Consider the following 13,254-nt stretch of genomic DNA (forward strand, 5'->3'; position numbering starts at 1 on the left):
TTTCCCTTTAATTTATATATAAAAGTTTACACCAGAACAGAAAAAAATCAAATAAAAAAACACCATATTTAGTGGTTGAAATGTTCCTAATCTACTAGATACAGTGTCTTAGCGAATTTAAAAATTTTTTACGAGGATCTGATTTGAAATGAACGAATTTTATTATACACCTAATCCACATGTTGTACACGAACTTCATACATGGAATTTTGATTTATTAAATAACACATTGACCTTTACCACTGATAACGGGGTTTTCTCAAAAAGAACTGTTGATTTTGGTTCAAAAACTTTAGTAGAAAGTGTTAATTTTGATAAAATTCCAGATGGAAATGTCCTAGATTTAGGATGCGGATATGGCCCAATGGCAATTGCGTTAGCCAAGCATCATCCAAAAAGAACATTCGAAATGGTAGACGTTAATAACCTAGCGTTAGAACTAGCCGTAAAGAATGCGGAACAAAATCATGTCTCAAATGTTTTGATTCATAATTCTAACGTCTATGAAAATGTCACCGATAAGTTTGCCGCGATTATTACCAATCCACCTGTAAGAGCAGGAAAGGATATTGTTGATGGAATGATTTCTGGATCTATTGATCATTTATTACCAAACGGAACACTAACTGTGGTATTACAAAAGAAACAAGGGGCACCATCTGCTAAGAAATTAATGCAATCATTATTTGGTAATTGCGAAATTATCAAGAAGAACAAAGGTTATTATATATTGGAAAGTGTATTTAATGGATAAGACAAACGAATACTATATGAAAGAAGCTTTATTCGAAGCGAAAAAAGCATACATGATAAACGAGGTACCAATTGGGGCAATCGTTGTTAAAGACGGTGAGATTATCGGTAGAGGTCATAACCTTCGTGAGTTGAGCAACAATGCGTTGGATCATGCCGAAGTTGTTGCCATTGATGAAGCATGTCGACGTTTGCATAGTTGGCGATTGGAAGATTGTGATTTATATGTAACGATTGAACCATGTTTAATGTGCGCAGGAGCTATCATCAATTCTAGAATCAATAATGTTTATTATGGTGCTAATGATATTAAGGCGGGTGCCGCTGAAAGTCTATATCATGTGTTAGAAGATAGTAGACTTAATCATCAGGTTAATGTTTCAGGTGGTTTAATGGCTGATGATGCTAAGCATTTAATGAAGTCTTTTTTCAAAGCAGCACGTAAAAGAAGCAAAGAAGCCAAGAAAAAGAGAAATAAGCTTGAAAAATAATCCTGAATAAGTTAATATAATTATTGCCGTAAGGCCTTGAAGCAAAGTTGTGTTTACGAACCGTGTCAGATCCGAGAGGAAGCAGCACTAAGTATTCTACGCTTGTGCTTCTTGTTTTTTATACAAATAAACTCCTAGTCAAATGCTGGCTAGGAGATTTTTTTATCTATGATGTAAAAACGATAATGGAATAATTACTGAATAGAATATATAATGTAAGTAATTAGTTTTTTGAAAGGAAGTTTTCCATGAGTTACCAAGCTTTATACCGTGTATGGAGACCGCAACGTTTTGACGATGTGATTGGTCAAGATGTTATTACCACCACATTGAAAAATGCGATTGTCACCAATCAATTGAGTCATGCTTATTTATTTGCAGGTCCTAGGGGAACTGGAAAAACTTCCGCTGCGAAAATTTTGGCAAAGGCAATTAACTGTCCAAACCAAAAAGATGGGGAACCCTGCAACGAATGTGAAATTTGTGAAAGCATTACAAATGGAACGCTAAATGATGTTATCGAAATTGATGCGGCCTCAAACAATGGGGTTGAAGAAATTAGGGATGTTAGAGATAAGGCTAAGTATGCGCCAACTCAAGCAACCTACAAGGTATACATTATTGATGAAGTTCATATGTTATCAACAGGGGCTTTCAATGCATTACTAAAGACATTGGAAGAACCACCTGCACACGTTATCTTCATTCTAGCCACAACCGAACCACAAAAGATTCCGGCTACAATCATTTCACGTGTTCAACGTTTTGATTTTAAACGTATCACCGCAAATGACATCTTGGGCAGAATGGAATTCATTTTAAACGATAAAGAGATTGATTATGATGACAAGGCACTAAAGGTCATCGCCAAAGCAGCAGAAGGTGGGATGCGTGATGCCTTAAGTATCCTAGATCAAGTATTGTCATTTGGCTTTGATAAGGTGACTTACGAAAACGCATTGCAAGTAACTGGCAGCGTGACCAAGTCACTACTATCAAAATACCTAACTAATGTCGTGAACCACGATGTTAAGGATGCGCTATCAGATGTTAGACAAATGCTAGAATCTGGTAAAGATGCAGCAAGATTTGTTGAAGACTTAATCAAGTACTGCCAAGACATCTTGTTATACCAACAATCACCTGAAATGGTCGAAGAATCAGAATTAGGTGTGATTAATGAAGAGTTCAAGAAACTAACGTCAATTGTGGATGCCCAAAGGGTTTACCGCATGATTGTTGACTTAAACGACATTCAAAACCAAATGAGATACACAATGCATCCAGACGTTTATCTAGATGTATTGACCGTTAAGTTATCAACCGACAACCAACAAGCTGCTAACCCAGCACAACCACAACCCGCTGTGCAAACTGCAAGTGCTTCAAATGTCGATAATCAATTGGTTCAACAATTGAAGAATCAAGTGGCTAGTTTACAAAAACAAGTCGAAGAACTAACCAAGAATGGCGTTGCTGCTAACAACGGCGGTAACTCCATTAGCGAACCTGCTAGGAGACCAGCTGCTAAGAAACCATCAGGTAGTTCAAGTAATGCTAGGGTTAACCTAACTAAGATTTATCCAGTCTTGGACAACGCTACCCGTCAAGATTTGACCAACATTCAAAACATTTGGGATGAATTATTGAGTGGACTAGACGTAACAAAGCGAGCATTGATGAATGTTTCTAAACCAGTGGCTGCCAGTCATGATGGTGTGGTTGTTTCATTTGAATATCCATTCTTATTCCAAAAGGCAAGTACTGATGAGGAACTACAAGATGCTTTAGGTAATGGATTGGACCGTATTTTAAGTTACGTTCCAGACTTTGTCTTTATCCCGGCTGAACAATGGCCTGAAATCAGAAAGGGTTACATCGTTGCCCAAAAGAATAGTGGTAAAGAAGTTCGAGAAGAATCTGAAAATTCAAGTGTTGAAAATTCAGACCAAAACGATGATAATAATAATGAAAAACAAGACAATGAACCCAAAATAGTTAAACAAGCAACACAACTTTTTGGTGAAGATATAATAGATGTAAAAGATGATTAAGGAGCTGTTATAGTTATGATGAACGGAATGAACATGGGAAAGATGATGAAACAAGTTAAGCAACTACAAAAGCAAATGGGTGCTGAACAAGAACAAATCAACAACACTGAATTTGTTGGAAAAGCCCCTGAAGACATGGTAGTTGTTACTTTCTCAGGTGACCGCAAGATGAAAGACATGAAGATTAAACCAGAAGCATTGGATCCAGAAGACCCAGACATGACTTCAGATTTAGTAATCAGTGCCGTAAACGATGCACTTGCACAAATCGAAAAGACTACTCAAGACTCAATGGGTAAGTACACTAAGGGAATGGGAATTCCAGGAATGTAATTTAAATAAAGAAGGTTAATTATGCAATATCCTGAACCAATTGCTAAGTTGATTGACAGTTTTATGCGTCTACCAGGGATTGGGCATAAGACAGCGATTAGACTGGCATATTTCGTAGTTGATATGAACAAAGACGACGTCGCTAAGTTCTCTTCAGCATTGAAGGAAACCAAAGACAAGTTAATGTATTGTTCAATTTGCGGAAATTTAACTGATGAAGATCCATGTGTTATCTGTCGAGACAAGACTAGAGATCAATCGACTGTTTTGGTTGTCGAACAACCAAGAGACATTATGGTAATGGAAAAAATGAAAGATTATCATGGTTTATATCATGTATTAAATGGTGTCTTATCTCCAATCGAGGGAAAAGGACCAGAAGATTTAAATATTAAAAGCCTAATTAAACGTTTGCAAAGCGACGAAACAATCAAAGAAATTATCATTGCCACAAACGCTACTCCTGAAGGGGAAGCAACTGCAATGTATCTATCACGTTTAGTTAAGCCAGCCGGAATTAAAGTAACTAGATTAGCACATGGTTTATCAGTTGGTAGTGATATCGAATATGCTGATGAAATGACGCTTTCTAGAGCCGTTTCTGGTCGAACTGAAATGTAGGAGTGAATACTGATGTTAGGATTTTCAAGATTTTCACACAACGTAGGAAAACAATATGATGAATTTCTATTGGATTCTATCGATCGTGCTAAGTACCAATGGGACCAAGCTACTGAAACCCAAGAAGCAATTTATGAAGTTGACGGGGAAATTGTTGCCCAAACTCGTTTAGCTCGTGAAAAATATTTATTTTTATATCGAGAAGCAAGAGAAAGAAAAGTTTCCAACAATCGTATTCAATCTTCTGTTATTGATTACTAAAGGTGTCTTTATTCTTTGGAATAAGACACTTTTTGTTTGTTGTTCATTTGTTGAAACGCATAAATTAAAGTACAATGAGATAGAAAGATGAAAGTAGGGGTTATAGTATATGGCTGGAAAATTTATCACATTTGAAGGCACGGATGGTGCTGGTAAAACGACCATCCTGAACATGGTATTAGATTATTTAAAGGAAGAAATGGGCGACAAGTTGGTTACCAGTAGAGAACCTGGTGGTAACCCAATCGCTGAAAGTATTCGTGAAGTAATTTTAGACCGAAAAAATGTTGATATGGATAAGCGAACTGAAGCATTATTATATGCTGCGGCTCGTCGCCAAAACATTGAACAAACAGTGAAGCCAGCGATTGCCGATAACAAGTTAGTTATCTGCGATCGTTACCTGGATAGCTCAATTGCATATCAAGGTGGAGGTAGAGAAATTGGTGAAGATACAATCAATGAAATGAACCAATTTGCTACCGAAGGTTTTTTGCCAGACCTTACTATCTACTTTAATCTTCCAGTAGAAGAAGGATTAAAGCGTATTGCTAAAAATAGGGCGGAAGAAGAAGTCGACAGATTGGATGTTGAAACAATCGATTTCCATAACCGAGTTCATGCAGCCTATCAACGTTTAGCAAAGGATAATCCTAAACGTATCAAGTCAGTTGATGCTACACAATCAATTGATGCGGTATACCAAAATGTTTTAGAAATTTTGCAACCATATTTAAATGAATTTAAAAAATAGGGACGTGATTTTGAATGAAACTTTTAATTGTAATTGTGCAAAATAAAGATGCTAACAAACTACAAAATGCATTTGCTAAGAATAATGTTCATCAAACCAAACTATCAACTACCGGTGGCTTTCTAAAGTCAGGAAACACTACCTTTATGATCGGGATTGAAGATGAACGTGTTAATGATGTTTTAGATATCATTAAGAAGGTTTCAAGTAAGCGTGAACAATACATGACACCACCAGTTAATTTGGATGGTGGAGTTTCAGACTCATCATATCCAGTTAAGATTGAAGTAGGTGGCGCTACTGTAATGGAAATGCCAATGGATAATTTTTATCGATTCTAATGGGGGAAGAACATGACCGAAAATCAAGTGATTGCAGAGACTGAGAAAAAGCAAAAGCCACTGATGGACAAATTTTTACAAGTGGTGAACAATCACGAATTATCCCATTCTTACCTATTTAACGGTGAAGAAGGGGTCGGAAAGTTATCATTAGCGTTGTTTATAACAATGAGAATGTTTTGTAAGAACGTTTCCGATGATTCAATGCCCTGTGGACATTGTGATGAATGTCGTAGAATCGCAGAACAACAACATCCAGATGTTGTAATCATCAAACCTGATGGATTAAGCATCAAGGTTGATCAAATCAGATACCTAAAATCTGAATTTTCCAAAAGTGGTTTGGAAGGAAACCAGAAGTTCTTTATCGTTTGTGATGCGGAAAAGATGACTACCGGAGCCGCAAACAGCTTATTAAAGTTTATTGAAGAACCTGGTGCTAATATAGTTTCGTTTCTACTAACGACCAATAAGAATTTAATACTACCAACCATTATCTCTAGAACCCAGGTGGTTGATCTAAATCCGTTGAATACTAAAGCATTTAACGAAGAATTGGCCAACCTAGGTGTAATTCCCAGTCAGTTTAAAATCATTAAACGACTAACCAACCAAATGTCAACCGTCCAAGCATGGCAGGAAGACGAATGGCTAACCAAGATTATTTCTGCGATTAGTCAATGGTTCAGTATGCTGGTCCAAAGAGATAAAACTTCATTTGTTTTGGTACAAATTAATATCATGCCGTTAGTTAGTGATAATAGTAAACGCCAAGTAGTGATTGATATGCTGCTATCAATATTTGAAGATGTTTTAGATGCTAAGTATACTGGAAGTAAGGATTATAACTTTCCAAAACAAGCCCAAAACATTGAACAACTAAGCGAAAGTATCAATGAGGCCAAACTAATTCAAATTATGGAAGTAATCTTAAACTGCAATAACCAAATGGCAGTCAATGTTAGTTTCCAAAATATATTAGAGGCTACTACATTAAAAATTATGAAAATACTAAATAGTTAAATGGGGTGAAATTGTTTGGAGAAACGTGAATTATATGATGGAATCAAGGATTTAGAATCACAAACTGAATTAATGTTGACTCAATTTGCTGAAGTTCGAAAGGCATTGACCGAAGTAATGGAAGAAAATGCAGAACTAAGAATTGAAAACCAACATCTACATGATTTCATTAATGAACAAAAAGAAAATGTGGAAAACGATAACAAGAAGAGCAGACCACGTTCATCTAAATCTCGTGAAAACTTGGAACACTTATTTAATGAAGGATTCCATGTCTGCATCGAGTTTTATGGATCACATCGTGAAAACGATGAAAGCTGTATTTTCTGTAATGAAATCTTAAATCGTTAATCTGGAGGAGTCCAAGTGCAAGAACAACATAGCTTTACTGCTAACCAAGATAAAGGAATATTATATCTAGTTCCAACACCAATTGGGAACCTAGATGACATGACTTTTCGAGCAATTAAGACACTTAAAGAAGTTGATTTAATTGCCGCTGAAAACCCAAGTCACACTCAACAATTGTTGAATCATTTTGAGATTGATACCAAGAAAATCAGTTTTAGAGAAGATAACAAAGACTACCGAATCGATGAATTAGTACAAACTTTAAATGACGGACAAAATGTTGCACAAGTTAGTGACGCGGGGATGCCATCAATTAGTGATCCTGGTCAAGAACTAGTGAAAGCATGTGTTGATAATAATATTAATGTTGTCCCTCTTCCTGGAGCAAATGCTGGATTAACAGCACTAATTGCTTCCGGACTAGTTCCACAACCATTTTATTTCTTTGGATTTTTAAATCGAAAGAACAGTGACCAGATTAGCGAACTAGAGGAACTTAACCTGCATAGTGAAACACTGATTTTCTATGAAGCTCCTCATCGTTTAAACAAGACTCTTAAGAATATGCAAAAGGTATTCGGTGCCGACCGTCAGGCAGTATTGTGCAGGGAACTAACCAAGAAGTTCGAAGAATTCGACCGTGGTAGTATTTCTGAACTCATCGACTGGACTGAAGCAAATCAAGTTCGTGGGGAGTTCGTGGTAATTGTTGATGGTAATAAAAACGCCACCCAAGAAAACCAGGAACAAGATGAGTTGGCTGGATTATCCATCCAAGAACAAGTTGACTTGTTTATTGGTAAAGGCATGAAGACCAATGCAGCAATCAAAGAGGTTGCTAAACTACACAAAGTAAAAAAACAAGAGATTTACAATATCTATCACGAAATCTAGGAGTGAATAATAATGGAAAACCAACCAACAGTTTTTAGTGAAAAACATCGAGTTACCTACTATGAAGCTGACTTTACCCGTCGTATGACTATTGCGATGATGCTAGATGTCATTATCCTAGCGTCAGAAGATCATAGTGATAAGCTTGGTGTCGGAGCTGAATTTGTCCGTCAGTTCGGAGTTACCTGGGTTGTTATTCAATACGATGTGCATATTAACCGTATGCCAATGGTTGATGAAAATATCACCATTAACACAAAGTCAAAGTCATACAACAAGTACTTTGCTTACCGTGAATTCACTATCGAAAGTGAATCAGGTGAAGTGTTAATGCACATGACTGGTTTATGGGCAGCTATGAACTACAAGGAAAGAAAGATTGCTTCCATTCCAAAGGAAACTGTAGAACCATTTGGTGCTGAAAAGGTTAACCAAGTTCCTAAGATGCCTAAACCACAAAAGGTTCAATACAACGAAGAAACTAAACAAAGCTTCCGTGTAAGATATACAGATATTGATTCAAACCAACACGTAAACAATGCTCATTACATGGATTGGATGGTAAACGTCTTACCTGCCGACTTCCTAACCAACCATACACCAACTCATTTCATATTAAGATACGAAAATGAAGTTAAATATGGATCAACCGTAGAAAGTTACTACGACATGGAAGAACAAGATGACGGTTCAATTCTAACTAAGCATGAAATTATGAGTGGCGACAGTCATTCTGCAATTGCCAACATTACTTGGCGCAAAAATGATTAAATATTTTCGGGTGTGTTCATTTTTATTATGGAGACACCTATTTTTTTGTTATAATTTGTTTTAGAATTATTACGTATATTAATAAAGTTATTAGGGAGACGGAAAAACAGGATGAAAGTATTGTCTTTAGATACATCCAATCGACAACTAACTGTTGCTATTTTGGATGATGATCAAATATTAGCGACAGAAACAACTACTGTTCATCAAAAACATGCGGAATATTTACTTCCAATTATTGATGAATTAATGACAAAGGTGGACTTAACACCATCGGACTTACAAAGAGTTGTTGTGGCAGACGGTCCAGGCTCATACACTGGAATTAGAATTGCTACTGCCACAGCTAAAACTTTGGCATACACCTTAGGAATCGAACTAATAGGTGTATCAAGTTTGCAAACCTTAGCGCTTAACATTAAGCAAGAGGGCAGCCTTGTAATGCCAATTTTTGATGCTAGAAACAATAACGTCTTTTCTGGACTTTATGAAATTAAAAATGGCGTTCCAGAAAATATCTTAGAAGACTGTCATACCGACTTTGATAAATGGTTAGACAGAATCGATAGTAAAGACAAGACAGTCTATGCTGTTGGTACCGACGCACCACATTTTGAAGAGGCATTGAAGAATAAGTTTGGCGACAAAGTTATTTTTACTGATAGTTTTGATAACTTGCCACAAGCAGCTAGATTAGGTTTATATGGACAAAACTTATCACCTGTTGAAGACATTCATGCATTTGTACCAAGATATTTACGTTTGACTAAAGCTGAAGCAGATTGGAAACAAAATCATCCCGGGGAAGAAGTTACTTCATATGTTGAAAAAGTTAATTAATTGGTATCAGAAAAAATTTGTGAATACCGAGCACCTAATGAAAAAGGAACACCTAAATATTAAGAACCACATCGTAAAGATTAATGGCGATAAGTTTTACTTGGCCAAGGCAATGGTTACCGATATTCCAGAAATGGTTAATATCGAACGTGACGTCTACGATGGTAAGGCACCATGGACCGACGAAGCGTTTTTACCGGAGCTAAAACCACGTCTAGATCGCTTTTATTTACTATTGCGTCAAGAAGACGAACTAGTAGCATTTATCGGTAGTTCTTTAAACGATAAGCAAGGTGACTGCCATATCTCAAACGTTGCTGTAAAACCGGAATACCAAGAACGTGGATTAGGTTACTTCTTAATCGCTAAGATTATCAAGAAGGCTCGTCAGTTGAACTACAAGACGGTTTCTTTGGAAGTCAGAATTAGTAACGTGAAAGCCCAAAGATTGTATTCCGACTTAGGTTTCAAACAAGTTGGTGTCAAGAAGGGCTACTACGACGGTGATCATGAAGATGCCGTTGATATGGTTTTAGATTTAAGTCTATACGAAACTATTCCAAATAACTTTGGAATTTAATGAAACGAGGTTTTTTTGTGCAACCACATATAATTATGTCTTTTGAATCTAGTTGTGATGAAACTAGTGTGGCCATTATCGAAGATGGCGAAAAAATATTATCAAACGTTGTTGCAACGCAAATTAATAGTCACAAGCGATTTGGTGGAGTCGTTCCAGAAGTCGCAAGTAGACATCATATTGAACAAATCACTATCTGTGTTGAAGATGCAATGAAGCAAGCCGATGTTTCATACGATGACATCGACGCAATTGCTGTGACATATGGTCCAGGGCTAGTTGGAGCACTATTAATCGGTGTTACTGCTGCTAAGACCATTGCGTGGGCTCACAATATCCCATTGATTCCGGTTAACCATATTGCCGGCCATATCTTGGCTAGTCGTTTTGTTACCAAGATTAACTATCCAGCATTGGCATTGGTTGTTTCCGGTGGTCATACTGAATTAGTCCTAATGAAAGAAGAGGGCGACTTCAAGATAATCGGTGAAACTAGGGATGACGCTGCTGGTGAAGCATACGATAAGGTTGGTCGAGTATTGGGAATTAACTACCCAGCAGGACCTAAGGTTGATGCAATGGCAGCTGAAGGTAAGGATACCTTTAACTTCCCACGTGCGATGGAAAAAGAAGATAACTTTGACTTTTCATTTAGTGGTCTAAAGAGTGCGTTTCTAAACACCACTCACCATGCTGATCAAATTCATGAAGAATTGGATAAGAACGATTTGGCCGCTAGTTTCCAAAGCGCCGTCGTTGATGTTTTAGTTGATAAGACCACTAGAGCATTACAAGAATATCCAGTTTCTCAATTAATTTTGGCTGGTGGGGTTGCTGCTAACAAGGGACTTCGTAGTGCCTTAGAAGAAGCAATTAATAAGATTGATACAACTGAACTAATTAAGGTACCAAACAAACTTTGTGGTGATAATGCTGCAATGATTGGTGCAGCCGGATACGTCATGGCAAAGAAAGATGTCTTTGCTGGTGTTGACTTAAATGCTGACCCAAGTTTGGAATTCGACCTTTTAGAAGATGAAGAATAAAAAAGATGAATCCGTTTTGGATTCATCTTTTTTGTTTATTCAAGTTCCATCATTGCGTTTTCCCAATCGGTTTCAATCTCTTCAATTTTAGAGTTGATATCGGTTAGTTTAGCTTGCAAATCATTAAGTTTATCAATGTCATTTAAGTTTTCAGGTTTAACCATTTCTGCTTCAATGGCTGATTTATCTTTTTGAGATGAGTCTAGTTGTTCTTCTAAATCTTCAACCTGACGTTTTAGCTTTCTTTGCTTCTTTTGCAACTCTTTGTTAGCAATGAATTCTTTTTGATTTTGTGATTTGGGTTTTGTATCGGGAGCTTCTTCAATCTTAGCTTGTTCTTCTTTTTTGTGTTCCTCAATGGCCGCTTGTTCTTCCTTCTTTTCTACATAATAGTTGTAGTTACCAAGAAATAGTTCACTACCATCAGGGGATAGTTCGACAATTTGAGTAGCTAACTTATTGATGAAGTATCTATCATGAGATACAAACAAAATGGTGCCATCGAAATTGATCAATGCATTTTCAAGCACTTCTCGACTATCGATATCCAAATGGTTAGTAGGTTCATCTAAGATTAAGAAGTTATCGTGATTCATGGATAGCTTGGTTAAAACTAGACGGGCTTTTTCTCCACCAGAAAGGTTACCAACCACTTTTTCGACGTCTTCACCAGAGAACAAGAAACTACCTAGAATTGAACGAATGCGTTGTTCAGGATAAGTAGGGTAGTCGTCCCAGATTTCGTTTAAGACGGTCTTGTTAGGGTGTAGGTTATCTTGATGTTGGTCATAGTAACCAATTTGGACGCCGGTACCGCGTTCGATTTCACCGGATTGGAGTGGTAATTGCTTCATGATGGTCTTTAGCAATGTTGACTTACCAATTCCGTTTGGTCCAATCAATGCGACCGCTTGATTACGTTTAACATCAATATTGATGTTTTTAGATAGGACTTGATGATCGTATCCAATTGCAGCATCACGGACGTTTAAAACGACGTTTCCACTTTGTTTTTCAGGAGTAAATGAAAGACGAGCTGACTTATCATCACGGGTTGGTGCCGCAATTTTGTCCATCTTTTCCAATTGATTTCTTCTTGATTGAGCTCGCTTGGTAGTGGATGCACGGACAATGTTTTTATCAACGAAGTCTTGCATCTCTTTGATTTTCTTTTGTTGTTTTTCGTATTCCTTTAGTTGGTGTTGATAGTTAAGTTTCTTTTGTTCAACATAACTGGAGTAGTTTCCTACATAATGAGTCATTCGACCTTGTGAAAGGTCATAGACTTGATCAACAATCTTATCCATGAAGAAACGGTCATGAGAGATGATTAGAAGGGCACCATGATAGCTCTTTAGATAATCTTCCAACCAACTGATGGTCTTTACATCAATATGGTTGGTAGGTTCGTCTAGAATCAATAGGTCCTTCTTTTGTAGAAGTAACTTGGCCATTGCTAGTTGGGTTTGTTGACCACCTGATAGTTCACTAATCTTGTGGTCGTACATTTCCTCACCAAAGCCAAATCCGTTTAACACGGCCTTAATCTCGGCTTGATAAGAAAAACCATTCTTGGCAGTGAACTCAGCTTGTAGTTGGTCGTAAGTTTGTGAAACCTCAGCCAATTTTTCTGGATCAGAATTGATGTTTGGATTGGCCATCTTATTTTCGTATTCGTGAATTTTATTTTCTAAAGCGATTAAATCAGCAAAGACATTGGTCATTTCTTCAATGATGGTGGCATCAGAAGTTAGACCAGTATTTTGGGCTAAGTATCCAATGGTGATACCTTTTTTGGTGGTGACTTCACCTTCATCGATTGGTTCATCGCCCAAAATCATTTTCACTAAGGTTGACTTACCAGCACCGTTTCGACCAACCAAGGCAACCTTGCTGTTTTCTTCGATACTCAAGTTAACGCTTGTGAAAAGATCTTGCCCACCAAATCGTTTTGTCATTTTATTTGCTTGTAAAATAATCATAAAATTCACCTCCTAATTTTCTTGTATTATCAGTAATAATGACTATTTTAGCATATAATGACCGATAAATTAAAATGTTCAATCCTTTTTAGTTGATGATAATATTTTCACAAACTTTGTTTTTATGATAAAATACATAAATGTTACGAAAGATTCGGG

General features: G+C 36.9%; 16 protein-coding genes and 1 other RNA gene. 16 read left to right on the plus strand and 1 reads right to left on the minus strand.

Translation table 11 applies throughout. The features are described from left to right. Positions 1 to 148: 148 nt before the first annotated feature. The 16 genes from OEZ61_RS02440 (at position 149) to tsaD (ending at position 11,113) form a co-directional block, all read left to right on the plus strand. Positions 149 to 754, plus strand: coding sequence for a class I SAM-dependent methyltransferase (locus OEZ61_RS02440; RefSeq protein WP_290046832.1), 606 nt, complete (start codon positions 149 to 151; stop codon positions 752 to 754). Next, positions 747 to 1,244, plus strand: a complete 498-nt coding sequence (tadA, locus tag OEZ61_RS02445) for a tRNA adenosine(34) deaminase TadA (RefSeq protein ID WP_057197558.1) — start codon at positions 747 to 749, stop codon at positions 1,242 to 1,244. Before OEZ61_RS02440 ends, tadA begins: the two co-directional genes overlap by 8 nt. A gap of 27 nt (positions 1,245 to 1,271) precedes the next feature. Then, positions 1,272 to 1,368, plus strand: an RNA gene (gene ffs, locus OEZ61_RS02450) — signal recognition particle sRNA small type. A gap of 124 nt (positions 1,369 to 1,492) precedes the next feature. Beyond that, positions 1,493 to 3,298 (plus strand): DNA polymerase III subunit gamma/tau, encoded by a 1,806-nt coding sequence (gene dnaX / locus OEZ61_RS02455; RefSeq protein WP_041152517.1) that lies wholly within the window; start codon positions 1,493 to 1,495, stop codon positions 3,296 to 3,298. Positions 3,299 to 3,313: 15 nt separating this feature from the next. After that, positions 3,314 to 3,631: a YbaB/EbfC family nucleoid-associated protein gene (locus tag OEZ61_RS02460; RefSeq protein WP_034531912.1), complete on the plus strand. Its 318-nt coding sequence runs from the start codon at positions 3,314 to 3,316 to the stop codon at positions 3,629 to 3,631. A 21-nt stretch (positions 3,632 to 3,652) separates the two neighbouring features. Beyond that, entirely contained in the window at positions 3,653 to 4,252 is a 600-nt protein-coding gene (recR, locus tag OEZ61_RS02465) for a recombination mediator RecR (protein ID WP_041152518.1), read from the plus strand. 12 nt (positions 4,253 to 4,264) lie between these two features. Next, complete coding sequence (locus tag OEZ61_RS02470; protein ID WP_034531914.1) at positions 4,265 to 4,513, plus strand: YaaL family protein; 249 nt, start codon at positions 4,265 to 4,267, stop codon at positions 4,511 to 4,513. A 109-nt stretch (positions 4,514 to 4,622) separates the two neighbouring features. Next, positions 4,623 to 5,267, plus strand: coding sequence for a dTMP kinase (tmk, locus tag OEZ61_RS02475; RefSeq protein WP_041152519.1), 645 nt, complete (start codon positions 4,623 to 4,625; stop codon positions 5,265 to 5,267). Between the two features lie 14 nt (positions 5,268 to 5,281). Next, complete coding sequence (locus OEZ61_RS02480; RefSeq protein ID WP_034531916.1) at positions 5,282 to 5,608, plus strand: cyclic-di-AMP receptor; 327 nt, start codon at positions 5,282 to 5,284, stop codon at positions 5,606 to 5,608. 12 nt (positions 5,609 to 5,620) lie between these two features. Further along, positions 5,621 to 6,631, plus strand: coding sequence for a DNA polymerase III subunit delta' (gene holB / locus OEZ61_RS02485; RefSeq protein WP_198178019.1), 1,011 nt, complete (start codon positions 5,621 to 5,623; stop codon positions 6,629 to 6,631). Between the two features lie 15 nt (positions 6,632 to 6,646). Next, complete coding sequence (locus OEZ61_RS02490) at positions 6,647 to 6,982, plus strand: DNA replication initiation control protein YabA (RefSeq protein WP_041152521.1); 336 nt, start codon at positions 6,647 to 6,649, stop codon at positions 6,980 to 6,982. Positions 6,983 to 6,997: 15 nt separating this feature from the next. After that, complete coding sequence (gene rsmI, locus OEZ61_RS02495) at positions 6,998 to 7,876, plus strand: 16S rRNA (cytidine(1402)-2'-O)-methyltransferase (protein WP_041152522.1); 879 nt, start codon at positions 6,998 to 7,000, stop codon at positions 7,874 to 7,876. 12 nt (positions 7,877 to 7,888) lie between these two features. Then, positions 7,889 to 8,647: an acyl-ACP thioesterase domain-containing protein gene (locus OEZ61_RS02500; protein ID WP_041152523.1), complete on the plus strand. Its 759-nt coding sequence runs from the start codon at positions 7,889 to 7,891 to the stop codon at positions 8,645 to 8,647. 111 nt (positions 8,648 to 8,758) lie between these two features. Then, positions 8,759 to 9,487 (plus strand): tRNA (adenosine(37)-N6)-threonylcarbamoyltransferase complex dimerization subunit type 1 TsaB, encoded by a 729-nt coding sequence (tsaB, locus tag OEZ61_RS02505; RefSeq protein ID WP_198178018.1) that lies wholly within the window; start codon positions 8,759 to 8,761, stop codon positions 9,485 to 9,487. Continuing rightward, complete coding sequence (gene rimI / locus OEZ61_RS02510) at positions 9,468 to 10,067, plus strand: ribosomal protein S18-alanine N-acetyltransferase (protein ID WP_041152525.1); 600 nt, start codon at positions 9,468 to 9,470, stop codon at positions 10,065 to 10,067. Before tsaB ends, rimI begins: the two co-directional genes overlap by 20 nt. A 35-nt stretch (positions 10,068 to 10,102) precedes the next feature. Continuing rightward, entirely contained in the window at positions 10,103 to 11,113 is a 1,011-nt protein-coding gene (tsaD, locus tag OEZ61_RS02515) for a tRNA (adenosine(37)-N6)-threonylcarbamoyltransferase complex transferase subunit TsaD (protein WP_237757068.1), read from the plus strand. A gap of 35 nt (positions 11,114 to 11,148) precedes the next feature. Here tsaD and OEZ61_RS02520 read toward each other — a convergent pair whose 3' ends face one another. Beyond that, entirely contained in the window at positions 11,149 to 13,095 is a 1,947-nt protein-coding gene (locus OEZ61_RS02520) for an ABC-F family ATP-binding cassette domain-containing protein (protein ID WP_057197569.1), read from the minus strand. Positions 13,096 to 13,254 lie beyond the last annotated feature (159 nt).

Source organism: Apilactobacillus sp. EABW-1NA, from assembly GCF_030398685.1.
Lineage (GTDB): Bacteria > Bacillota > Bacilli > Lactobacillales > Lactobacillaceae > Apilactobacillus > Apilactobacillus waqarii.

Excerpts from the sequence above, each read along its gene's own strand:
- OEZ61_RS02480 (WP_034531916.1), top strand. The coding sequence starts at position 5,282 with ATGAAACTTTTAATTGTAATTGTGCAAAATAAAGATGCTAACAAACTA.
- OEZ61_RS02460 (WP_034531912.1), top strand. The coding sequence starts at position 3,314 with ATGATGAACGGAATGAACATGGGAAAGATGATGAAACAAGTTAAGCAA.
- dnaX (WP_041152517.1), top strand. The coding sequence starts at position 1,493 with ATGAGTTACCAAGCTTTATACCGTGTATGGAGACCGCAACGTTTTGAC.
- tadA (WP_057197558.1), top strand. The coding sequence starts at position 747 with ATGGATAAGACAAACGAATACTATATGAAAGAAGCTTTATTCGAAGCG.
- tmk (WP_041152519.1), top strand. The coding sequence starts at position 4,623 with ATGGCTGGAAAATTTATCACATTTGAAGGCACGGATGGTGCTGGTAAA.
- OEZ61_RS02470 (WP_034531914.1), top strand. The coding sequence starts at position 4,265 with ATGTTAGGATTTTCAAGATTTTCACACAACGTAGGAAAACAATATGAT.
- OEZ61_RS02520 (WP_057197569.1), bottom strand. The coding sequence starts at position 13,095 with ATGATTATTTTACAAGCAAATAAAATGACAAAACGATTTGGTGGGCAA.
- rimI (WP_041152525.1), top strand. The coding sequence starts at position 9,468 with ATGTTGAAAAAGTTAATTAATTGGTATCAGAAAAAATTTGTGAATACC.
- holB (WP_198178019.1), top strand. The coding sequence starts at position 5,621 with ATGACCGAAAATCAAGTGATTGCAGAGACTGAGAAAAAGCAAAAGCCA.
- tsaB (WP_198178018.1), top strand. The coding sequence starts at position 8,759 with ATGAAAGTATTGTCTTTAGATACATCCAATCGACAACTAACTGTTGCT.
- OEZ61_RS02440 (WP_290046832.1), top strand. The coding sequence starts at position 149 with ATGAACGAATTTTATTATACACCTAATCCACATGTTGTACACGAACTT.
- tsaD (WP_237757068.1), top strand. The coding sequence starts at position 10,103 with ATGTCTTTTGAATCTAGTTGTGATGAAACTAGTGTGGCCATTATCGAA.
- OEZ61_RS02500 (WP_041152523.1), top strand. The coding sequence starts at position 7,889 with ATGGAAAACCAACCAACAGTTTTTAGTGAAAAACATCGAGTTACCTAC.
- recR (WP_041152518.1), top strand. The coding sequence starts at position 3,653 with ATGCAATATCCTGAACCAATTGCTAAGTTGATTGACAGTTTTATGCGT.